14 protein-coding genes are annotated in these 22,631 nt (G+C 69.0%); 7 read left to right on the top strand and 7 right to left on the bottom strand.

Annotated elements, in window-relative coordinates; all coding sequences use genetic code 11:
• The first annotated feature begins 202 nt into the window (after positions 1 to 202).
• The 4 genes from ACMA1D_RS17455 (at position 203) to ACMA1D_RS17440 (ending at position 4,068) form a co-directional block, all read left to right on the top strand.
• Positions 203 to 379, top strand: a complete 177-nt coding sequence (locus ACMA1D_RS17455) for a DUF6191 domain-containing protein (RefSeq protein WP_414724908.1) — start codon at positions 203 to 205, stop codon at positions 377 to 379.
• 433 nt (positions 380 to 812) lie between these two features.
• Positions 813 to 1,745 carry a M56 family metallopeptidase gene (locus tag ACMA1D_RS17450; protein ID WP_414724907.1) on the top strand — a complete coding sequence of 311 codons (933 nt, stop codon included), beginning with the start codon at positions 813 to 815 and terminating at the stop codon, positions 1,743 to 1,745.
• Between the two features lie 426 nt (positions 1,746 to 2,171).
• The gene (locus tag ACMA1D_RS17445; RefSeq protein WP_414724906.1) at positions 2,172 to 2,960 is read left to right on the top strand and encodes a phosphatase PAP2 family protein; all 789 of its coding nucleotides are present in this window, start codon (positions 2,172 to 2,174) and stop codon (positions 2,958 to 2,960) included.
• 139 nt (positions 2,961 to 3,099) lie between these two features.
• Entirely contained in the window at positions 3,100 to 4,068 is a 969-nt protein-coding gene (locus tag ACMA1D_RS17440) for a pirin family protein (protein ID WP_414724905.1), read from the top strand.
• Between the two features lie 547 nt (positions 4,069 to 4,615).
• On the opposite strand, the gene ACMA1D_RS17435 is transcribed toward ACMA1D_RS17440, so the two are convergent.
• From ACMA1D_RS17435 to ACMA1D_RS17425, 3 genes are all read right to left on the bottom strand, one after another.
• On the bottom strand, positions 4,616 to 5,446 hold the full coding sequence (locus ACMA1D_RS17435; RefSeq protein ID WP_414724950.1) for a S1 family peptidase: 831 nt from the start codon (positions 5,444 to 5,446) through the stop codon (positions 4,616 to 4,618).
• Between the two features lie 104 nt (positions 5,447 to 5,550).
• Entirely contained in the window at positions 5,551 to 7,188 is a 1,638-nt protein-coding gene (locus ACMA1D_RS17430) for a trypsin-like serine protease (RefSeq protein ID WP_414724904.1), read from the bottom strand.
• 399 nt (positions 7,189 to 7,587) lie between these two features.
• Entirely contained in the window at positions 7,588 to 8,082 is a 495-nt protein-coding gene (locus ACMA1D_RS17425; protein WP_414724903.1) for a hypothetical protein, read from the bottom strand.
• Positions 8,083 to 8,742: 660 nt separating this feature from the next.
• On the opposite strand from ACMA1D_RS17425, the gene ACMA1D_RS17420 reads away from it, so the two are divergent.
• On the top strand, positions 8,743 to 12,111 hold the full coding sequence (locus ACMA1D_RS17420) for an ALF repeat-containing protein (protein WP_414724902.1): 3,369 nt from the start codon (positions 8,743 to 8,745) through the stop codon (positions 12,109 to 12,111).
• Between the two features lie 81 nt (positions 12,112 to 12,192).
• The gene (locus tag ACMA1D_RS17415; protein ID WP_414724901.1) at positions 12,193 to 13,071 is read left to right on the top strand and encodes an IS5 family transposase; all 879 of its coding nucleotides are present in this window, start codon (positions 12,193 to 12,195) and stop codon (positions 13,069 to 13,071) included.
• A 28-nt stretch (positions 13,072 to 13,099) separates the two neighbouring features.
• Here ACMA1D_RS17415 and ACMA1D_RS17410 read toward each other — a convergent pair whose 3' ends face one another.
• The 3 genes from ACMA1D_RS17410 to ACMA1D_RS17400 form a co-directional block, all read right to left on the bottom strand.
• Complete coding sequence (locus tag ACMA1D_RS17410) at positions 13,100 to 14,773, bottom strand: DNA/RNA non-specific endonuclease (protein ID WP_414724900.1); 1,674 nt, start codon at positions 14,771 to 14,773, stop codon at positions 13,100 to 13,102.
• Between the two features lie 1,126 nt (positions 14,774 to 15,899).
• A complete protein-coding gene (locus ACMA1D_RS17405; protein WP_414724899.1) occupies positions 15,900 to 16,136 on the bottom strand; it encodes a helix-turn-helix domain-containing protein in 237 nt (78 codons plus the stop codon).
• A gap of 71 nt (positions 16,137 to 16,207) precedes the next feature.
• Complete coding sequence (locus ACMA1D_RS17400) at positions 16,208 to 16,762, bottom strand: hypothetical protein (protein WP_414724898.1); 555 nt, start codon at positions 16,760 to 16,762, stop codon at positions 16,208 to 16,210.
• 317 nt (positions 16,763 to 17,079) lie between these two features.
• Here ACMA1D_RS17400 and ACMA1D_RS17395 point away from each other — a divergent pair, with 317 nt between their 5' ends.
• Positions 17,080 to 21,057: a hypothetical protein gene (locus tag ACMA1D_RS17395; protein WP_414724897.1), complete on the top strand. Its 3,978-nt coding sequence runs from the start codon at positions 17,080 to 17,082 to the stop codon at positions 21,055 to 21,057.
• Between the two features lie 64 nt (positions 21,058 to 21,121).
• Here ACMA1D_RS17395 and ACMA1D_RS17390 read toward each other — a convergent pair whose 3' ends face one another.
• Positions 21,122 to 22,219 (bottom strand): TolB family protein, encoded by a 1,098-nt coding sequence (locus tag ACMA1D_RS17390; protein WP_414724896.1) that lies wholly within the window; start codon positions 22,217 to 22,219, stop codon positions 21,122 to 21,124.
• Positions 22,220 to 22,631 lie beyond the last annotated feature (412 nt).

The following is a 22,631-nucleotide window of genomic DNA, read 5'->3' as shown; positions in this document are numbered from 1 at the left end:
CCCCCCCCCCCCCCCCCCCCCCCCCCCCCGGGCCCGACTCACCGGCCCCGGGCACCCGTACGCCGCCGGTACGGCGCAGCCGCCGCGGACCCCACCCGCCGGGCCCGCGCCGGCGCGGACACCGCGAGTACCCTCACTCGTATGGGCTACCGCAGCCGGCATCAGGGTCGGCCGCTCAGCCCCGGCTCCGCACTCGGAGGTCGTGGTGTTCAACCTGGTCGAAGAGCTCTTCGCCCCTGGCCGTAAACACACCCAGGACGAGCGGGAGCGACTTGAGCTGTGCGTGGACGACACCGACGACGCCGATCCCGCCCGCGGGCCGATCGACTTCACCACGGGCCGCGTGACGATACGGCCTCCGGCGCCGCCCGCCGACTGACGCCGGCCCCGGCAGCACACCCACCGCGCCGGCCCGCCGCCTCCTCCCGGCACGAGCCGATTCACCCAGTTCGCCCGCCGGCCCTTCCCCTGCTCCCGGCCTCCGACTGCCGCCGCCGGCACCGCCCGCCCCGAGTGCGCGATGACGGTCAAGTGGCCGTGATGGCAAGCGAGTTCAGCCGTGCTGCTCACCTCCCTAGCCCCGGTGCGAGCCATTGCGCAGCGTTGCCACCGCACCACCGTGCCCCCCTCCCGCCCGGCGTCGGCGTGGCCGCCCACGGCCGGGCGCAGCAGACCGGCCCCGCCCTGTCATGCAGTCGACAAATAGCCCTTCCCCGGAGTCCTCGACTCCGCAAGCTCGCCGTCACGTGTCGTACGTCACTTCGGCGCCAGGACCGTACCTGCGCCAGCGCGCCCCTCATAGGCTGAGGAGCATGATGGTCCCGCTCGTGCTGCTGGTCCTTGGCACATTGGCCGCGGCATTGGCACCGCGGATGCTGACCCGCTCCGACTGGCCCGACCGCGAACCGGTGCTCGCCCTGTGGGTGTGGCAGTGCGTGGTGGTCGGCGTCATCATGTGCTGCGCCATGGCGATGGCCCTGAGCGCGGCGGCGGCCTGGGAGGCCGTGCGGGGCAACATGTTCGCGCCTGCGCCGAACGGCGTCGTGGAGGCGTACGCGCTCACCGCGTACGGCACCTGGGCCGCGCCCATGGCCGTCGCGCTGGCGCTGGGCGCGGTCTGGACCGTCGTCATGCTCACCCGCGAGGTGCGCGGGTCCCGCGCCCAGCGCAAGCAACGCCGCCGGGAACTTCTCGTACGCGCCCCGCAACTGCCCGGCGAAGAGCCCAGCGGAGACCGGCTGGTGGTGCTCGAAGGCGACCGGCCGGACGCCTGGTGGCTGCCGGGAGCGGCGCCACAGCTCGTCATCACCACGGCCGCGCTGCGCCGGTTGAACGGCCGCCAACTCGACGCCGTGCTCGCCCACGAACAGGGCCACGCGCAGGCCAGGCACCACTGGCTGCTCAACGCGTCGGCGGCGTTGGCGAGCGGGTTTCCGCAGGTCCCGGTGTTCGCCGCGTTCCGGGACCAGGTGCACAGGCTCGTGGAACTCGCCGCCGACGACGTCGCGTCGCGCCGCTTCGGGCGGCTGGCCATCGCGCTCGCGCTGGTCGAACTCAACGAGGAGCGCGGCGTCTTCGGGCCTTGCCCGAGCATCGCCGAGGTGCCGCGCCGGGTGGACCGGCTGCTGACCCCGCGGCCCCGCTTCACGACGGCGCGCCGCTGGCGGTTGACCGCGGCGGCGGCGCTGGTGCCGGTGGTTCCGGTGCTGGTCACCTTCGTACCGGCGTTGCGCGCCCTGAGCTGACCGCGGTCAGGCTCCCGTCCGGCCTGCCCCGGCACGAGCTCCTCTGCCGGCCGACGCCGATTCGCAGTCCGAGCTGCTGGCCCTGGCCCGGGCCCCTGCTTCGGCCGGCCGACCACGATCCGCATTCCGGCCGAGCGGCCCTGGTCCGAGTCCCCACCGACGACTGCCCCGGCCCGTCCGCGTTCCGACCGGCCGGCCCCGGCCCACGTCCCGACCGGCGCCAATCCGTGTCCCGACCCGTCCCGGCCCACGTCCCGACCGGTCTCGGTCCGCGTTCCCACGGCCGCGGCGCCGCGGCGTGCGCCAGCGCGGCACCGACCGGGTGGCATGGGTGCGCCGTCGGCTCCCCAAGGCGTGCGCACGGTCCGCGCACCACGCGTACGGGCCCTTGCCCCGAACCCCTGAGCGTCCACGATCATTCACCCCATGGAACCCCCGCCCCCCACCCACGCCGCCGCTCGCCCGAACACCCACGCCAGGCCGGGGCGGCGCCCCTGGCTGCTGGCCGGGGCGGGGTGTGCGGCGCTGTTCGCCGTACTGCTCCCGCTGGTCGCCGCCGGGTGGGGGCCGCTGATGTCCCTGGATCACGACATCGCGGACGGGCTGCACCGCTCCGCCGTCAACCACTCCGGCTCGACCCGGACCCAACGCATCCTCTCCGACTGGGTCTGGGACCCGTGGACGATGCGCGCGCTGCTCGCGGTGGTGGCCGGCTGGTACGTGTGGCGCGGGCGCTGGCCGATCGCGCTGTGGCTGGCGGTGGCCACGGCCGCGGGAACGGTGGTCCAACAGGGCCTCAAGGCGGCGGTGGGCCGGGACCGACCGCAGTGGCCCGACCCGGTGGACTCCGCCCACTACGCCGCCTTCCCCTCGGGGCACGCCCTCACCGCGACCCTCACCTGCGGCCTGCTGCTCTGGCTGCTCGCGGCACACCGGGTGCGCCGACCGTGGCGAGGTCTTGCGGCGGCGCTGGCCACCGTCTCCGTGGTCGGCGTGGGCTTCACCCGGCTGTACCTGGGCGTGCACTGGGCGACCGACGTGCTCGCCGGGTGGCTGCTCGGCGTGGCCCTGACCGCCGTCGCCGTCCTCCTCTGCCCCACCGTCCCCACCCCGTACGACACGAACGCCCCGGCCGCCACTTCGGCACCCGAGCCCCCACACCGGCGACAGCCACCCGACGGTGACCACCACCCGCACGCCCCCGACACTCCCTAACCCACCGCCACCGCCACGACCAGCCACTCCGTACGCTCCCGTCCTGTTCACTCCCCGCCCCACGGGTCGTGTGGCCCCCCGCACCACACCCACCAAACGCCGCCCCCGTCCCATGGGTGGGACGTGGCAGAGTGCTCCCATGAGCAACTTGGATCTGCGGCCCGCGCCGAGCGTCTGCGGCGGGCGCGCCGACGTCACCGCACAACCCGTCCGAGAGCTACTGCCGGCCAAGCCCGTCATGCTCGGCGCGAGCACCGAGGTGCGCCGACTGCTGCCCAGCATGGGGCGGCGCATGGTGGGCGCATGGTGCTTCGTCGACCACTACGGCCCCGACGACATCGAGCGCGAACCCGGCATGCAGGTGCCCCCGCATCCGCACATCGGGCTCCAGACGGTGAGCTGGCTGCACGACGGGGAGGTGCTGCACCGCGACAGCCTGGGCAGCGAACAGGTCCTCCGCCCCGGCCAGCTCGGCCTGATGACCTCGGGCCGCGCCATCGCCCACGCCGAACAGTCTCCGCGCGAACACGCGAAGCTGCTGCACGGCGCCCAACTGTGGGTGGCCCTCCCCGACGCGCATCGACACACCGCCCCCGCCTGGGAGCACTACGCGGAGTTGCCTCAGGTCAGCGGCGGGGGCGGGGTCAGTGCCACGGTCATCCTCGGCGAACTGGACGGCGCCCGCTCCCCCGGTACCACCTTCACCCCCCTGATGGGCGCGGACCTCACCCTGGCCGCCGGCACCGACACCCGCCTCCCCCTGGAGCCCGACTTCGAGTACGCGGCCCTCACGATGTCGGGCGAGGCCGAGGTGGACGGCGTACGCCTACCCCCCGGCTCCCTCCTCTACCTCGGCTGCGGTCGCCACGAACTCCCCCTCCGCGCCGACGTGGACAGCTCCTTCCTCCTCCTCGGCGGCGAACCCTTCGACGAGCGGATCGTCATGTGGTGGAACTTCATCGGCCGCACGCACGAGGAGATCGCCGAAGCCCGCGAAGAGTGGATGACGGGCACCCGCTTCGGCGAGGTCAGCTCGTACGAAGGATCCCCCCTACCGGCTCCTGAGCTGCCGCCGGTGCCGTTGAAGGCGCGGGGGCGGGTGCGCTGACCTGGCGCTTTCGCTCTCCACGCCGTGAGGCGATGCCTGAGCTCTACCGAGGCCGGGGCCCAGGCCAACTCGACACCGCCTGGGCCCGGCGCCAACCGACCAGGGCGTCACGCACTCCGGTCAGAGCATCGCGCGATCCAGGATTCAGGCCGGTGTGGGCATGTCTGACAGACCGAATGCTGACCCAATGCTGACTTTCCTGACGTAGCGTCAGCTAACCTTCGCCGACGCCCTGGAAGGTCAGGCGATCCCCGCTCCCCTGAAGCGGCTTCATAGCCGAGCCCCTCCGCTTCGCGCGTCTGTGTCCTCTTCGACCGCCTCGTGCACGACGGGAGCACGAGCGATCGGGCTGTTCACCAAGGGCTCGCCCTACCGGCCGTGTTGGTGGAGTACGGCTGAGAAGTCGAAGGGAGTGGGGCGCGGATGTGGGGTGATCCGCTCCTGCCACCGACCAGCCAAGCTCCACGGCGACAAGAATTTACAGCTACGCCCACCTGCATCGATGCCCCACGGCAGAGGCATTCGCCACCACGTCATCCGCAGGGGCTTAGCCAATCGAGGTGTTCGCGTGCCGGTAAACCATCACAGCGTCCGCGCGGCCATCCCCGTTGAGATCCCGCCGTGCGACAGAACGGAGAATTATTCTTTCAACCCAATCGCTAATGTCGTCGATCCGGGCCGAGACGGCGTCGGTGCGGGTTCCGGTGGTGGGTGTGCTCAAGCAGCCGCCTTGCCAGGAGCGAATATTGATGCCGGTGAGCTCACCGCCCGCGTTGAGGAGAGGGCCGCCGGTGTCGCCTTTGCAGAGAGAGTCGGTGCCCTTGCCTGAGATGGTGAGTGTGGTGGCGTCGGTAGAGTTGACGGTGAGCGCACCGGTGTGGAGGGCGTTCGGGAGCCATGCGGTCTTGGTGCGTCCGAACCCGGCGGTGCTGAGCTCGGTTCCTGCAGAGGCGGTTGCGGTAGCGCGTTTGATGCCTTTGATGTCGGAGGCGGGGGCGGCCAATCGCGCGAGGACCAAGTCACGGTCAGAGCGAGGTACGAGTTCAACGTCCGTGACTACCTGTCCAGTACTGAGAGTGGTGGTGACTTTGGTAGCTGGTTTCCCGGCCGACGCCTGGCCGCCATCATTGGTGGTGAAGTAACTAGCAGCGCTGGCTAGCCTTAGTTCATCCACCAGTGTCGCGCTACAGGCTCGCTGTTGCCGCCAGTCGCCGATCGTCAGTCGCGCAGTGTGAGTTGGAGCGTCCCCCGACGCCGGATGGCCGACAGCCCCTCGCGCCGTGCCCGCCAACCGAACAGCGTGAGAGGGGTCACCAGGAGAGTCCCACTCACTGCGGCCCAGGCCACATGCTTCGTGCCGTACATGCCGTTTTCTCACCTTCCAGAGGTGGAGCACGAGAGTAAATGACGGGGTGGCTGAGCGGGCTGTGATGACTCACGCCGGCTGCCCGTGACAATGGCGCGATGTGGGAGGCAGGGACTTCAAAGGGTGCCGGTGATCGCGAGGGAGCCGAAGGTGCCAGTGATGCCCCGCGTAACGACCGGGAGGGTCGGGTCCCAGTTGCCGTCGGTGTGACGAACGGTGTGCAGGAGACGGTTGTCGGAGGTAAGGGCAGCGACCTGGAGCTCTCCGGCGACAGCGGCTGCGCCGAGTGACGTGGTCTTGACGTTGCCAAGCAGCCCAGACAGCTCCCGGAAGGGCTGCCAGGTTCCGTTTGCAAAGCGGATCGCGTGGTGCTGGCGAGCTCCCTGGTCCGTGGCGACGACGAGGTGAACGTCGTCCCCGACGCCGGCCATCGTCACGGACGTGAGGGAGCTGATCGGGCCCGCGGCCTGCGCGATATCGCCCCAGCCGGCCCAGGTCCCGTCTCTGCCGCGAGAGGTGTGGAAGGCCTTGCCCCCGCTGACGGCTGCGATGTGCATACGGCCTCCGGCACTGGCGGTGGCGACAGAGGTGACGGTCCCTAGGGGGCCGACGACCGAAGTGACGTCGCCGAATCCCGCCCAACGGCCGTTGGCGTCTCGTACCGTGTGGAAGAGCCTGCCGTCCGCGACCACGACTACGTGCAGGTCACTGCCGATGGACACAGCGGATATCTGCGTGACGTTGCGGAGGACTCCGGCGACAGCTCCTACATCCCCGTAACCGCTCCACCTGCCGTCCGCGGCGCGTCGAGCGTGACGGATACGGCCGTCGCCCCCGAGTATCAACACATGCGTGTCACCGTCGATGCCGGCGGCAGCGGCGGTGCGTACGCCGCCGATGTCTCCCAGCTTCGCCTGAACATCGGAGAATCCGGTCCAGGAACCGTCCGCGAGCCGTATTCCCTGGTAGAGCGTGCTTCCTGCTTGGATGAGTGTTTCGGCCTTCCAGCCGGGGATCAAGGCGCGGGCCTGCTGTATCCAGTCATCGAGGTCGTCGATCCGTACGGAAACGGCGCCGGTGCGGGTCTCAGTGGCGGGCGTGCCGAGGCAACCGCCTTGCCAGGAACGGCTGTTGATTGCGACGAGCTCACCGGCGGCGTTCACCAGCGGCCCGCCGGTGTCACCCTTGCAGAGGGTGTCGGTGCCCTTGCCGGTGATGGCCAGCGTGGTGGCGTCGGTTGCGTCGAGGGAGAACGTACCCGTGTGCGGCTTACTCGGGACCCATTCGGTCCGGGTGCGCCCGAACCCGGCTGCCGTGAGGTCGGTGCCGACGTCGCTGACCGTGGTGGCGCGCTTGACGCTCGCGATACCTGTGGCTGGAGCGGCGAGCCGGGCGAGGGTCAGGTCCCGGTCGGTACGGGGCAGGAGTTCGACGACTTCGATGGTGCGTCCGTCGCTGAGAGTGGCGGTGCTCTTCACCGCCGGTTTGCCCGCGGGGACCTGCTCGCCGGGTGCGGTGGCGAAGCAACTGGCAGCCGTGGCCAGCCACCGCTCGTCTACGAGAACCGCGCTGCAGGCACGCGGGCTGGGTCGGTCACCGATATTCAGTCTTGCCACGGAGGCGTACGCCCCGGCAGTTGCGTCGGGGCCGGTCACCGCCCGGGCCGGAGCAGACCCGATCATGCCGGTTGAAACGGCGGCGACGGAGACCAGGACACCCGTGGTACGCGCCGAGCGTGAACGTGGTGCGAGCATGCTTTTCCTTCCGCGAGATGGGTTCAGAAGAAGGCAGTGAGCGTGCCCTGTACACGAGCAACGCGTCGATGTGGCGAAGTGCAGCGGAGCTTGGTCTGGGGCTTCTCTCGCCGAGGGGTGGCATAGGCGGCTGATCATCGATGCCTACATCCGCGCCGACGAGACGCAAGGTGTGGCCGGTGGAGGGCTGATGCTGAGAATGCGTGTCGAGTGGTCGCCAGGTGCCCGACGCCGGCAGGAGCGAGGGGTGTCACCGCCGCAGCTTGGCGCTGCTGTGAGAGCGCGCCTGACGGAAGCGGGCTGTAGCGGGGCGGTGAGCGCACGGTGGCTTGAGCGCCGAGGCCGCACGACGAATGGATCGCTGAGCGGGCGGGCAGCCCGGTACGCGTTCGGTGGCAGCTACTTCACGCTGATGATTTCCACCAGGGTGTGCGGGCGTCCCTGGTCGTCGTTCGTCTCCCCGACCGGAGTCCATATGTTCTTCTCGATGTCGAAGGACCTCGTTGTTCCAGCTACGGTCATGTTCACCTCGGTGTCGTAGCTGTTTCCCTTGACGCCGAATACGGCAGGGAGATCCAGGCTCAGGTACCCCCTGTCCCCGGTCACCTTGAAGCAGTACCTGTCGCGCGGGCGGCTCCGTGTCCAGACTTCGAGCAGTCCGGACTCGCTGTCGCACTTGGCCAGCGTGATGTGGCCATCGCCACTTTTCAGGCGGATGCCCTCTTCGGTGAAGATCTTGTCTGCGTTCGGGTAACTGAAGTCCTCTACGGCCAAGGGGGGTTGAGCGGGCTCGTCCCCGGGAGCCGCGCTACTCATTCCCACCATTCCCGCGCTCACGCCGAGAACCGCTACGCATGCGATCGAGCCGGAGAAGATCCATCGTGACAGACGCATTGCGAACCTTTCGGTAGTTGCCTTCCGACCACCGACTGCAGGGCACGCCCCGGCACTCCCGGCGGTTACGGCCTCAAGGGCACACGGCGAGTGGCCTCATCCTTCAGTCACTTCGTTTCCACCTCGATACAGTTATCAGCCATTCTGAGCCGAAAAGCACACAGAGGTGACCTTGACTTCTCCCGACTATCGCCATCCGCAACTGTGACGGTTCCGTATAGCCCCCTAAGCTTTCACGAGATGACCATCTTTCTCATTTCTCCGCATTCCAGTCATACCGCAAGACCTTTGATGCAAGTATGTCGCATACGCGAGCTTCCGATGCACTCAAACGTCGCGCCGAAACATGAAGAATTTGTGAATGTAAACGGAATTGCCAGGCCTGTTTAATGGCGGGAGCTGACTCTTCCGATGGCGTGTGCACGTGTGTGAGAATTCCGTCTCACATCGCCCCGCCCGGGGCCATCTCGGAATAGAGCACTCCCCGTTTCTCGCATGAAGCCTATGCGTCTTCCTCCAGGAAGCTCGGGGCGGGAAAACCACCCCCCTCACCGTGCACCACATGGTGTCGACACCGCGCGGACGGCACGTGTGGGCTTCCCGCCGTAACGGCCAACCACCGGTCTGCTCATCGGCAGGCCCGACGTGAACGGTATTCGCATGCAGACAACCTTTTGGAGCCGGCGTCGCCTCGTCGGTGCTCTGGCCGCCGTCACGGCCGCAAGTTCCTCCCCCTGGGTCTTCTCTCTCCCAGCCCGGGCCGCTGGCCCCGAGGGCCAGCCGGTCGATCCATTCGCGCTTCCGGACACCGAGCGCGCGAAGGTGGTCAAGGCATGGGCGCTCGGTGGGCGGGCGGTCAAGCAAGCCGCCACCGACGCGCTCACCGGTGACGACGCCGCCGTCTCCGCTTTTCTCACCGAGCAGTTGCCGCGACTAACCGTGGAGGACAGCCGCGTCGCGGTCCTGACCTACCTGGCCCACGGCGGCACGGGCACGCGCCGCGAGGCCGGCCTGGCCCTCAGTCAAGGCGACGACGCGATAGCGGCATTCGTCAAAGACGGCTTCCGCTCGGCCATCCTCGAGGACCTGCGCGTCACCACGCTCACCGTGATGAAGAACGCGGGCCTTGCGGTCAAACGCGAGGGCTCGGCAGCCCTGGACACCAACACCCGCAAGGCCCTGGAGGACTTCCTGACGTCCGGTCAGTACGACGCGCGCGCGGAGGACGCCAGAGTCGAGATCCTCAAGTCCATGCGCACCGCGGGCCCGGAGGTCCGTAAGTACGCTGACCGGGCCCTCAGTGGCACGGCCGAGGACGTGCAGTGGTACCTCGACACAGGCCAGCACCTCGCCCGAGCCCGCGACCAGGAAGCCTCCACGATCGAAGAACTCGTCGCGGTGGTCGAGCGGGAGGGGCAGCGCGCACGCAACCAGACCGACCTCGCCGTCGAGGCGTCCGAGCGCGCGAAGAGTTCGGCCGAGAAAGCGAAAGCCGCGGCTGAGAAGGCGGCGGCCGAAGCCGAGCAGGCCAAGGAGGACGTTAAGCGGTCCGGTGCGGCGGCGCGCAAAGCAACCGAGGCAGCCGAGGGCGCTGCGAACGCCGCTCGAACCGCCATCCAGGCGTCCCACGCCGCCGTGGCCGCCTCGCGCCGGGCCTCCTGGGCGGCCACCGCCGCCTCCCAGGCCGCCGCGACGGCCGGGGCCGCCGCTTCCCGCGCGTACAACGCCGCGATCGCCGCGTCCAAGGACGCCGCACACACCAACGCGGCAAAGAACGCCGCGATCGAGGCACGCAACGCGGCGGCCCAGGCGCGGTCGGCGGCAACGGCGGCCGACCACGCGGCGGTTGCCTCCTCCCAGGCGGCCGAGGCCGGCCTCAGCGCCGCCTCCGCCGCCCGCAACGCCTCCGCAGCGGCGCACGCCTCGGCCCAGGCCGCGGTGGCCGCCGGCAAGGCGCAGAAGGACGCGGCCGAGGCACGACACCAGGCGGAGATCGCGGCGACCGCGGCGAACCAGGCCACCAACGCCGCCTCTACCGCCCAAGCCTTGGCCAACACCGCTGCGACCGCGGCGCGCGCCTCGCGCGACGCCGCCAACTCGGCGGCCGACCACGCGGAAAAGGCGGCAGGCGCGGCCGAGGAGGCAGTGCGGCACGCGGGCGAGGCCCTCGACTACGCGAACAGGTCCACCGCCCACGCGGCCGAGGCGGTGAAGGCCGCGGACATCGCCACCGCGACGGTCGAGAAGGCGATCGCGGTGGAGCAGGCCGCCCGCGAGGCGGAACTGGCCAGCCTGGAGGCGGACAAGAAGCAAGGCTTGGAGGAAGCCCGGGAGCTCGCGCGCATCGAGGCGGAGGAACAGGAAGCCTACCGGGACAAACACATACAGGCCGACCTGATCGACAAGGCCCTCAAAGAGACGATCGCCAAAGCCGAGCAGGCGCTGAACGACGATGACCTGACGACGGCGGTGCAACTGGGGCGCAAAGCCGCGGCCGGACTACTGAACGCGCCGGGCACCTGGACCCGGGAGGCCGCGCAGTTCGCCTTGGCCGCAGGCGAGAACGACGTTCTCTCCTGGATCGACCTGGACCGGGCCATCGCCCAAGGCCAGGACGACCGGGAAACCGCCCTCTACATCGCCCAGGTGGGCGACCCCGACGTCGCGGAAGCCGCGCGCAAGGCGCTGGAAAGCAACGACTCCCGCGCGGTCGGAGACTTCATCACCTCGGGGGTGATCGGGGCAAAAGAGACCGACAACCGCATCAACATCTTCCGTATCCTGGCCACCAAACCCGGCACGGCCGTGAAGACGGCGGCGAACAACGCCCTCAACGCCAACACGGCCAAGGCCCTCCAGGACTTCTTCGACCGCGACCTGGCCGAAGCGGTCCGCGAGGACGACGCGGTCGCCACCGGACGCATCATCGCTACCGCCGCCCCCTACACCAAGGCGCACGCACAGGTGGCGATGGAAGGTCCCACATGGATGCGGCGACGGTTCATCGAGGTCGTGCAGTACGAGACCGCGCAACTCGACTACGACTCCGCCACCCACATCGCCGCCATCCGCGCCGCGATCGCCGGAGCAGCGAAGATCGCCCAGGAAGCACAGCGAGACGCGGCCCGTGCGTCGCAAGCCGCGGCGCAGGCACGGCAGGCCGCCGCCGAGGCAGCCGAATGGGCCGGCAAGGCGCAGGCATCCGCGGACAAGGCGGCCGGATTCGCCAAGGAGGCGCGCGAGCACGCCGACACGGCCGACAAGTCCGCCGCCGACGCCCGAGCCGCAGCGGACACCGCCAAGGCCGCAGCACGCACCGCACACAGTGCTGTGCGCAGCGCGAACTACGCGGCGAACAGGGCCATCGACGCTTCCCAACAGGCCGTGGCCTCGTCCAACAGTGCACGGGCAGCCGCCACGAACGCCCGGCAGTCCGCGATAGCCGCCGGCCAGGACGCGGCACAGGCAGCCGCGGCGGCCACCGAAGCCCGCCACATCGCCGTGACCAAGCGGCAGGCCGAGATCGCCGAAGCCGCGCGGAAGGCAGAGGCGGAGGCCAGGGAAAACCGGGAGAAGCAGCAAGTTCCTGCCGAGACCCCGGGGAACGATCAGGTCAACCCACCCCCCGGCACCGGCACCAGCCCTGGCGGACAGGAGCCGGGGCAGGGAACCGCCGGCCGATGGGCCGACATCTTATACGCCATCAGCGACAGTGCGGCCAAGGTATCGATCGCCCTCCGACTGGCCTCCCTGATCCCCGCATTCCGTCCCCTGCAGTCGGTCTCGCAGTTCCTGTACGGCTTTTCGATAGCGACCGGGGGGCTTAGCACCATCCTCACAGGCTTCGAGTACGGGTTCACCAGTGACGAGTTCGTATCCAGCGCCTCGCGGCTCGCCTTGAAACTCGCCACGGGGGGCCTGAGCGCCGTAGCACCCAAGGTCTCACCCGGCAAAGCCATCGACAAAGTGATAAAGGTGGGCGGGGGGATCGGTTCCTCGGTCACCAAAAAGCTAGCCCGTCTGGGATGACATCCACCAAATCAGCGGCCCCCGCTAGGGACTGTCCGGCGGATCATGTGACTGTCGGATTGCTGTCTCGTTGTTCCCGGCATGGGGCGGGGTGATCTGACGAATGCCGAGTGGGTCCGGTTGGAACCGCACTTGCCGGCGTTGGGGCGACGTGGTGGTCGATGGAGCGATCACCACAGGGTGATCAACGGGATCTTGTTCCGGGTCCGGACGGGCATACCGTGGCGGGATCTTCCCGAGCGTTTCGGCAGCTGGAAGACCGTCTATGAACGGCACCGGCGCTGGTCAGCGGACGGCACGTGGGACCGGATCCTGCGTGCCGTCCGCCGACGCCGACCTCGCAGGGCGGATCGACTGGAGCATGGTCAGTGTCGACTCGACGTCCTGCCGGGCCCATCAGCACGCGGCAGGGGCCCGCAAGAAGAAGCCACGCGTCCCGAAAAAAGGACAACGCCCCGGCACCACCGCCCCGACGAAGGACTCGGACGATCCCGGGGCAGCCTGACCTGCAAGATCCATCTCGCGGGTGAAGGTGGATGCAGGCCGATGGCCTTCCTGATCACGCCCGGGCAGTGGGGCGACGCCCCGCAGATGATCGAGGTCCTTGAACGCAGTCGGGTGCCCCGCCCACAGGGCGGTCATCCACGCACCCGGCCGGATCGCGTCGGTGGCGACAAGACATACAGCTCACGCCGCAACCGCCGTTACCTGCGAAGACGCCAGATCAAGCACACCATCCCGAAACAGAAGGACCAGCGGGCCAACCGCAAACGGCGCAGCAGCAAGGGCGGCCGGCCCACCGGCTTCGACAGTGAGATCTACAAGCGTCGCAACGAGGTCGAGCGCACGATCAACCGGCTCAAGAACTCCCGCGCCATCGCCACCCGCTACGACAAAAGGGCCTACGTCTTCCACGGCACCCTCACGGTCGCAGCGATCCACCTACGGCTCCGACCGTGATCCGCCGGACAGGCCCTAGGCCTGTGATTCAGTTACCGAGGTTGAGCGTCCCGGTGTTTTGCAGGGTGTTGGTGACGTAGACGTTGGGAAACAGTTCTTCTGTCGTCCCGTTCGCACGTTGAATTGTTGCGCTCATCGTGACACCCACTGGGATGGTGCTGTCCATGTTCTTGTAGACGGGCGACACCCGGTAGAAGATCGCGTCGTTCGCTCCAAAAGCGGATTCGGACCCCTGCATCCGATCCTGGGCCATCTTCTCGAACGTCCGCATACTGGGCGTACCTGTGTTCAATCCACTATGCCAGCAGGGAACGAGATTTTTCCGTGTGCGTTCACTCGTACCTTGCCCACCAAGTTTGCGGGCGATGAGATGACAGCGGTCCAGCCCATAAGTGACATTATTCCTTATCTTAAAATCCTGCGCGTCTTCCCAACCTGTAATGGGATCGCTGGTGTCAGTCCCCTGCTCGACGTTCCGACCTATACAGGCCAGCGCCTGGGCAGGCCGTTCTCCGGGCCCACTCGACGGTTTGGTCTTGTTGATGAGGGCAACTGGGTCAGTTGTGTTCCAGAACCAGCCGTTACTGGTGAGAATCGCATCATCCGGGGGCTTGGGGTCATTCCGACAGCTGATCTGCAAGTCAGTGCTCGGCGCCGAGACCTTCAGCTCAAACTCATCACCGTCGATCACCCGCTGCGCCTCGAATCCACCAGCGAGTTGCACGTCGGCAAACTGCTTCTCATCGGGCGTGACGTGGACCTGCACGCAGGGCGAGGCGGCGAGGTCCGAGACATGGGCATCGTTCAAGACGTAGGCGTCCCATCCCCCCTTGCCGAGGTTGGGGATCACCTGGGCGCACTGAGCTCCGGCGGTCCCGCCCTCCTTGGCATCGCCGAACGGGAAGTCGCCGCAACTGTCAGTGTCCACTAGATCCGTCTGAGCCAGGAAGCCCCCGCACGTGCTGGCAGTGCGTGCGGCCACACCGCTCGTCGAACGAGTCAAAGGAGTGCCGCTCTTGCCCCAGGCGCCGTTGAAAGTCCTCTGCGCCCACCCGTAGGCGGCGACGAGACCACCAGGATCCGACGCCGCTGCGTTCATCGGCACGACGGGCATTACCGTTGGTACAACGCAGCCTGACGAGGAACCCTCTGGGCGGGTGGCATCCCCTGCGGCGTCGTCGCACCGGAGCACGCGAGGGTTGTCCCATGAGGCGTTCGGGTCAGTGATCTGGATTTCCGGGATCGTCACATACATCCTGTACGAGGTGGTGAACTCCACCTTGGCGCCCCGAGCAGGGGTTGAGGAGTAGGAGACGAACCCGCTCTTGGACTTATTTACGGTGAAATTGTTACCGTAGTAGGGCGCATCCTTTGTTACCGTACAGCCGGTCGTGCAGTGAGCGCGAAAGCTCGCGTTAAGGGTAGTGACAGCATCTTTTGCTTCGGTCATCTTCACAGTGACCTGCTCATCCCAGCCCGTACCCTCCTTCGGCAGCGTAGCGCTGGTGGAGACCTCCAAGGTTCCACGTCCGACTTCCTTGCCGTTGTTATCGCGGAGGAAGTAGACGACGTTTACCTTGGCGACGCAGTACCCGAAGCGCGTATACGTATATTCATTTGGGCTATTTACGGTGCAGCTGCTCGTGTCCGCAGTTCGAGGAGGGCCTTGCTGCTCTGTCGACTCTTGCTTGCCGTTGTGCATCGATGAAGCAGGGCTCGTTCGCACGCATGTGTCGACAGCGCCTGTCTGACGTGCTTTCGAGCCCTTAGGTATCGGCATGCAGTTTTCCCCGGAGGTCACCGCGATGGACTGTGTCTCAACGGGAAGAGGGGTTGTGGCCGGGCCGGGCGGATTGAGCCTGGTTTCCTGGCGCGGCGACGATTCCGACGCCTGTGAAGGTGGCGCCACACCTATGGTGGTGGCGCCTAAGGCTAGGGTGGCTACCGCTGTGACGACCGCGCGTCTGTACCGTGTGGTGAGCGAGGGGTGTCGCATCGTTACGGAATCCTCTCAGTGGGACATGCCGTGCGACGAGCTCGCTGGGTGGAGCAACGAGCATCCCAGGGGCCGCACCTGTCCACTGGGCGACGCACTGCGGGTGGCCTGGCCGGACTAGCAGCAGATTTGAGGGCAAGCCGCGGGCCATATGCATGGAGCTCTCTGCCCACGAATGTGGGGCCCGAGGGCGGCAGGCGACGTGTCGCTCCACGGAGTGGCCCCCTATTGGCATAGACGGCAGCCGCACAGGGCTATGAGAGCACACACCGCTGACATGGCGTCATCAGACACATCATCTGGCGAACCGTTTCAGCCAGCTCCCTGTACCCCGGTTAACTTGTACAGCCTGCACTTGTGCCCGACCGGGTCAAGCCGGTCACCGGCCCTGCCGCCGCACCCGGTACTTCCGGTCGAGGACAGGCCCGCGCCAACAAGGAGCCTTCGTCGCCCAGGCACCACACTCGTGGAGGCGGCCTCCGCCCCAGGCTGCCAAGGCCTGTTGATGCAGACCAATCCCCATGAATGCCCTGAGGGAGCGGTTGGAACTGATCCGCTTCTTCCTGCCCGCAGTCTTCTTCCCGCAGGCGGCTCCAGTCGCGCCAGGCGCCTGTGCCCTGGGGGAAGAGCCTGATCAGCTGTCAGCGCTCCTGCGCCCCGACCAACATCCGGTGGATACAGGTGGGCCTCACATGGGCTGCCTCCCCTGACAAGCGATGCGGGCCGGGCCGGCCGCACACCCGACCGCTGCGGGTGGCCGGCGACAAGGACTGCTTGTCCCGCAAGATCCGTTCCGCTTCACCAGCGTGGCGACCTGCTCGTCAGTGACCGGTCAGGGAGCATTCGGGCGGGGCATGTCGCCCAAGCCGGCGATCCGGTGCTCGACAAACCTGGCCCGCCAGCGGCCCACCGCGGGCGCGGCCGAGTCGAGCCGGGCCGCAACGTCCTTGTTCCGAGCACCTTCAGCGCAGGCCAGGATGATCCGACACCTCAGAGCCCACGCCTGCGGCGTGGAACGGCGCCGCGCCCACCCTTCGAGCGCGGCCCGCTCCTCATCCGACAGGATCACTCAGCCTTCGGCCGCCGGTACGTGCCACAGACCAAGCTCATACATCTGAACAGAATTCCCGACTCAGACGACTAGGCGTAGTTCTGCAACCAGATCTCGCTAGTGTGCTCCTGGCCGGAGAGCTGGATCTGGGCGCGGTAAGTGGCACCCTTCTTCGCCTTGTCGCTGCGGAAGCGGTTCACGTTCCCGTCAGAGGGTCGCCACTTCGTGGTGAACAGGGTCTTCCACTTCTTGCCGGACCGCTGCTGCCAGCGCACCCGGAACTTCGTACCGTCCCCGCCGTTCCACGACCGGATGACGATCTGGAAGACCTTGGACCTGGACTTGACCGCTCCGGTGTTCCAGCTCTTGCTCTTCTTCGACTTGTGGTAGAGCGTGACCCACTTGGCCTGCGCGGACACCGAGGACGCCGCTTGGTCGGCCGTCGTGCTCGAACCGATCGCGACCGACGTCGCGCTGATCGCGGACTTGGGTGCCGGGGAGGCCGCCTCGGCTGGGGCCCCGACGGCAAGGCCCGCGCCGAGCGCGGCGGCGGCCACGAATACGGTGGCACGCAGGCGAATGTTGCGGTTGTCGGTTCCGTTTGCGGAGTCGGTCGACCCGGTCGAGGGCGACGACGCCTTCATACGCGATAACACTCCTGCTTCTCCTTCGTGCGATTGCTGTGCCGATTTCTGCGATGGAGCATGGAGAGTTCCCCCGCAGTGCCGCGCAGTTCGCGCCGCACCGAGGAGTGCTGCTTGCGACGTCGAGTCTTCAAGGGTCGCGGAATGTTGCGCAGGGGGGTCAGGCACTCGCAACAATGGGCAGAGGCCAGCCCCATCCGATGATCGCCCCCACGGCTGGCCGAATCCGCCGCTGGTCACGCCCCATGTCACTCGGTAGGTTCCACGCTCGTACGGGCTCAGGAACTCCTTTGACAGTGACCGCGAAAGAGGGATCTGTGGCAGGACGTCGCGAGAAGCCGGTGGATCCTCATGCCGGTCCGGTACAGCAATTCGCCCACGGGCTAAGGCAGTTACGAGTCGAAGCCGGCGGCCCGACCTACCGCGAACTGGCGCGGCGGGCCGGCTACTCGGTCGCCGTGCTCTCCCGTGCCGCGGGCGGTGAGCGACTGCCCACCCTGGAGGTCACGCTGGCCTACGTCGCAGCCTGCGGTGGGGAAGCGGAGGAGTGGCGGCGGCGCTGGCGCGAGGCCGCCGAAGCGGATCTCCCCTCGACCCTGGATGATTCCCCCTCGCCCTATCCGGGGCTGGCCCGGTTCGAGCCGGAGGACCGCGATCGGTTCTTCGGTCGGGACCAGTTGATCGGCGACATCGTTACCCTGGTGCGCACCAACCGCCTGACGGCACTCGTCGGCGCGTCCGGCAGCGGCAAGTCCTCCCTGCTGCGCGCGGGGCTGGTCCCGCGGCTCCAGCAGGTCGACCGCGATGACCCCGCGACGACCGGGCGGCTGGCCCGCATCCAGATCCACACCCCAGGCCCCCACCCCGGGCGCCTGCTCACGGCGCTGGCACCCCGGCACGGCGAACTCGGGGCCACGAGCGGGAGCGGAACCGCAGTCGAAGGCGGGCACGCAGGCAAGGACCTGGGGCGGGACAGCGACACCACTCAGGTCACCGGCACCGCCACCACGGGTACGAGGGCCGGGCGTCCGGCCACCACGCGCACCGATGCAGCCTCCACGGCACACACGGTGACCGGTGCCAGTCCCGATGCCGGCACCGGCGAAACCGTCGTCCTCATCGACCAGTTCGAGGAGATCTTCACGCTCTGCCAGGACCAGGCCGAGCGCACCACGTTCCTGGACGGTCTCCTCGCGGCCGTGCGGCGGCCGGGGAGCCGGATGCGCCTGGTCATCGCGGTACGCGCCGACTTCTACGGCCGATGCGCGGAGCACCGGCCGCTCGCCGACGCGCTGCGCACTGCGACGCTCCTGGTCAGCCCGATGACCTCGGACGAGCTGCGACAGGCGATCGTCGGCCCCGCGCAGACGCAGGGCCTGAGCGTCGAACGGGCCCTGACCGCCAGGTTGGTGGAGGAGGTGCGCAGCGAGGTCGGTGGGCTGCCCCTGTTGTCGCACGTACTGCTGGAAACGTGGCGCAGGCGGCGCGGTCGCACCCTCACGACAGCGGCGTACGAGGCCGCGGGCGGTGTGCACGGGGCGATCGCGGCGACGGCGGAAGAGGTGTGTGCGCAACTCTCCGCGGAGCAGTTGGTTCTGGCACGCCGGGTGCTGTTGCGGTTGATCACTCCGGGTGAGGGCGCGCAGGACACCCGGCGTCCGGCTTCCCGGGCCGAGTTGGCGGGCATCGGCGGCGCGGGGGAAGGGACATCGGCCGGTACGGAGGGGGTCGAGCTGGTCATCGAACACCTCGCCAGGGCTCGGCTGGTCACCCTCGATCACGAGCACGTCGAGCTCTCCCACGAGGCGCTGATCACCGCTTGGCCGCGGTTGCAGGGGTGGATCGAGGAGGACCGTGAGGGGCTGCTCACCCATCGACGGCTGACCGAGGCGGCCACGGCGTGGGACGAGTGGGAGCGGGACCCCGGCACGCTGTACCGGGGCGCCCGGTTGGAGGTGGGCCGCGAGTGGGTTGCGAGGGGAGACCACCGTGCGGCCCTCACCCCCTTGGAACTCGCCTTCCTCGACGCGAGCGTCACCGCGGCGGACCGGGAGCGGGCCGTGGCCACGCGGCGCACGCGTCAGTTGCGGTACCTCGCGTTGGGGCTGGCCGCGCTGCTCGTCGTGGTCACGGCGGTCGGCACGTTGGCGGTCTATCAGCGGCACAGCGCCGTACGGGCCCGCGAGGCCGCGCTCTCCCGGCAACTGGCCGCCCAGTCGTTGAGCCTGGCCGACTCCCGGCCGGGCACCGCGATGCTGCTGAGCGTCGAGGCGTACCGCACCGCACACACCCAGGAGGCTCGCGGCGCCCTGCTCAGCATGTCTGCACGCGGGCACTACCAGGCCGAGCTCAGCGGGCACACGGATGCCGTGTCGGAGCTGACGTACGGGCCCGACGGGACGCTGTTCAGCGTCGGTCGGGACGGGAAGGTCACCGTGTGGGACGCCCTGCGCCGGGCCCGGCTTGCGACGCTGGGCGCGCACGCCACCTGGTTGCGGGCGGTCGCAGTGAGCCCGGACGGGCGCCGACTGGCCACCGGTGGCGACGACGGGAAGGTCCTGCTGTGGGACGTGGCGCGACGCTCCCCCACAGACACTCTGGTCAGCCCCCGTGCCCCGGTAAACGGTTCAACCAGCGAGTCAGCCAAGGGGGCGTCCGGTGACTCGATCAAGAGCGTCGCGTTCAGCCCCGACGGCCGCACCCTGGCAGCCGCCGGCGACAGCGGTGCCATCGCGCTGTGGGACATCGACAGCGGGCACCGCCGGCTGACGCTGACCGGGCACGGGGCCCGGGTGTGGTCGGTCGCTTTCAGTCCGAACGGTCGTACCCTCGCCACCGCCGGTGCGGACGGCACGGCACGGCTGTGGCGCACGACGGACGGCCAACCGCTCGCCCGATTGACCGGCCACACCGGCTCGGTCGACTCACTCGCCTTCAGCCCCGACGGGAAGCGGCTGGCCACCGCAAGCCAGGACCACTCGGTCCGGCTCTGGGACGCCGTGCACGGCACACGCGTGGCCGTGCTGGCCGGCCACAGCGCGGAGGCCAAGGCCGTGGCGTTCAGTCCCGACGGTCGCACCCTGGCCAGCAGCGGTCAGGACCGTACGATCCGGCTGTGGGACACCGCTCGGCACACCCTGCGGGCCACGTTCACCGGCCACGGCACCAACGTCTACAGCATCGCCTTTCATCCAGGGGGCCATCAGTTGGCGGCAGCGGGTGAGAGCGGCACGATCTCGTTGTGGGACCCCACCCGGGGCCCGCTCACCGAGCACACGGACCGGGTGAACGAGGTCGCTTTCAGCCCCGACGGCCGCACCCTCGCCACGGCCAGCCACGACCGCACCACCCTGTTGTGGAACCTGACCCACCGTTCGCCCTACCGGCAGTTCGCCGCGGACGTGGGTCCGGTACGGGCCGTGGCCTACCGTCCCGACGGCCGGGTGCTGGCCATGGTCACGGGCGTCGCCGCGGACAACGCCGGCGGCCTCACCCGGCCGCCCCGGCCCCGGGACCAGGCGCTCCTCCTGGTCGACCCCACCCGCAGCGGCCGTCCCCTCCGACTCACCGGCCACGCCGCGTACCTGACCGACGTGGCCTTCAGTCCCGACGGGCGCACCCTGGCCACCGCGAGCGCCGACAAGACGGTCATCGTCTGGGACGCCGTCCGACACACCCGCCTGGCCCGGCTGACCGCCGACACCGGCGCGGCCGGAACCGGCGTCAACGCCGTCGCCTTCAGCCCGGACGGTCACACCCTGGCCACCGCCAACTACGACGGTCGAGTCACCCTGTGGGACACGAACCGCTGGGCGCGCACCGCCACCCTCAGCGGGCACGCGGGGCAGGTCCGCGCGGTGGCCTTCAGCCCGGACGGCCGCACACTGGCCACCGCTGGCATCGATCAGACCGTGGTGCTCTGGGACGCCGCCCGACACACTCGCCGCGCCACCCTCGCCAGCAGCGCGGGCGCCGCCTACTCCGTCGCCTTCAGCCCTGACGGGCACACTCTGGCCACCGTGAACGCGGATACCTCGGTCGTCCTGTGGGACCTCGCCAGCCACACCCGTCTCGCTACCCTCACCGGCCATACGGGGCAGGTTCGCGCCGTGGCCTTCAGCCCCGATGGACACACGTTGGCCACTGCGGGTGAGGACCGTACCGCCCGACTGTGGGACACCGATCCGGCCCGCACGGTTGCTCGACTCTGCCGGACGCTGGACCGGGACCTGACACGGGAGGAGTGGCGCCAGTTCATCCCGGGCCGGCCGTACGCCAGGACGTGTACGGGGTGACTTCTCGCCTGGGCGCCTTGACCGGCTGCGACGGCCGAGGTGAGAGTGGTCGGTCTGCCTGGCGTCAGAAGAAGCGGCGGACGAAGACGTCCGACGCGCCGTTGGTGTCGCCGGGGACGATTCCGTCGGCCGTCGACTGGAAGACCACGTCGCGCCCACCGGCGCTGACCGAGTCGACCTCGGCCGTGGCGGGCTGGTCGGAGACGGTTTCGTCGGTGCCTGTCTGGAGGTCGCGCAGGGCCAGCGACGGGCCGCCGGGGGTGTTCGGGGTGTGCAGCAGGTAGCGGCCGGTGGGGTCGATGGCCACGGCCTTGACGTTCGGCACCTGTTGGGCGTTGCCCGAGCTGACGTCATGGACGTAGGTGTCGGAACCCGACTGGTAGACGACCTTGCTGCCGTCGTCACTGAGCTGGACGAGGAGCCCGCTCGTGGACGGGCTCTGGAGTGGACCCGACGTGGCGCCGGTCGTCCGGTCCCACAGGTAGACGCCCTGCTTCTGGTACGTGAGGTCCTGGTAGGCGACGTAGCGGCCATCGCCGCTGATGGAGGGGCGGGCCGGGGCCCCACTGCCGAGTTCGGCGATGGTTTCGTAGCCGCCGTTGCGGTCCGCAACCAGGACGCTTCGGTAGAGCTGGGGGTAGCGCAGGAGTCCGAAGGCGAGGTAGCGGCCGTTCGCGCTGAGAGAGGGTTGGTTGCAGCGGGAGCAGGAAACCGGCAGCAGGCCCAGGTCGACAGAGTGCTGTCGGATCTGCGGGGCGGTCATGCCCTGCGCGGGGACGTTGACGGCGACCTGCCTGCCGTCACCGCTGATCGCCGGGGTCCAACCCTCGACCAGGGGCTCCGTCCTGGTCTGCGCTGTCCGCCGGTCGTGGACGTACACCTCGTTGCCGCCCTGCGACGGGCCGTTCTTCGACGAGGTGAAGACGATGTTGCGGCCATCGGGTGTGATCGAAGCGGCGCCGTAACCCTCGTCGGTCGCGACGCTGATCCTCTCGACACCGACACCGACACCGACACCGACACCGCCGATCGCGGCGGTCGGCCCCGGTGGGGCGGCCGTGGCGGCCGTGGGCCCGGTGACCGTGACCGCACCGAGCACGACCGCCACGCCGAGGGCCGCCCGCAGGCGTCTGGTGGTGTTCCGGTTCGCGTTTCCCCTCACGATTCCCCCAAGTAAGACACGCCACCTCCGCCGGATCTTCACCGGAGGACCATCCAGCATGGAACCGTGGCGGCCCTGGGGGAAGCAATACCTCACCTGACGTAGAGTTGATGCGCCGTCAGAATGCTGCGTTTGAGTGGGTACGGCTGCTACCTCGGTCGGGCGGCGGTGGGGCCTGCGGCGACGGGCTGTACGGCGAGGGGCCCGTACGGCCGCGGCGCGTCCCGAGACGAGTGCGGCGCACGCTCGCTGCGACGTTTCACGATGGTCGGGGGCGCTGTCGAGCCATGATCGCGCCACCGACGCGCGGGGACGGGGACCGCCTTGCGGGGTGCCCGCCTGGCCTGCCCGATCCCCCTGTCTCCCGCGCTCGTTCCCCCTCCGCCCGCGCCCGCGCTCGCGCCCGTCCCCG

The sequence above is a fragment of the Streptomyces sp. 796.1 genome, assembly GCF_047525675.1.
Taxonomy (GTDB): domain Bacteria; phylum Actinomycetota; class Actinomycetes; order Streptomycetales; family Streptomycetaceae; genus Streptomyces.
Note: the sequence above shows the minus strand (reverse complement) of the source record. Positions and strands in the feature narration are given on the sequence as shown.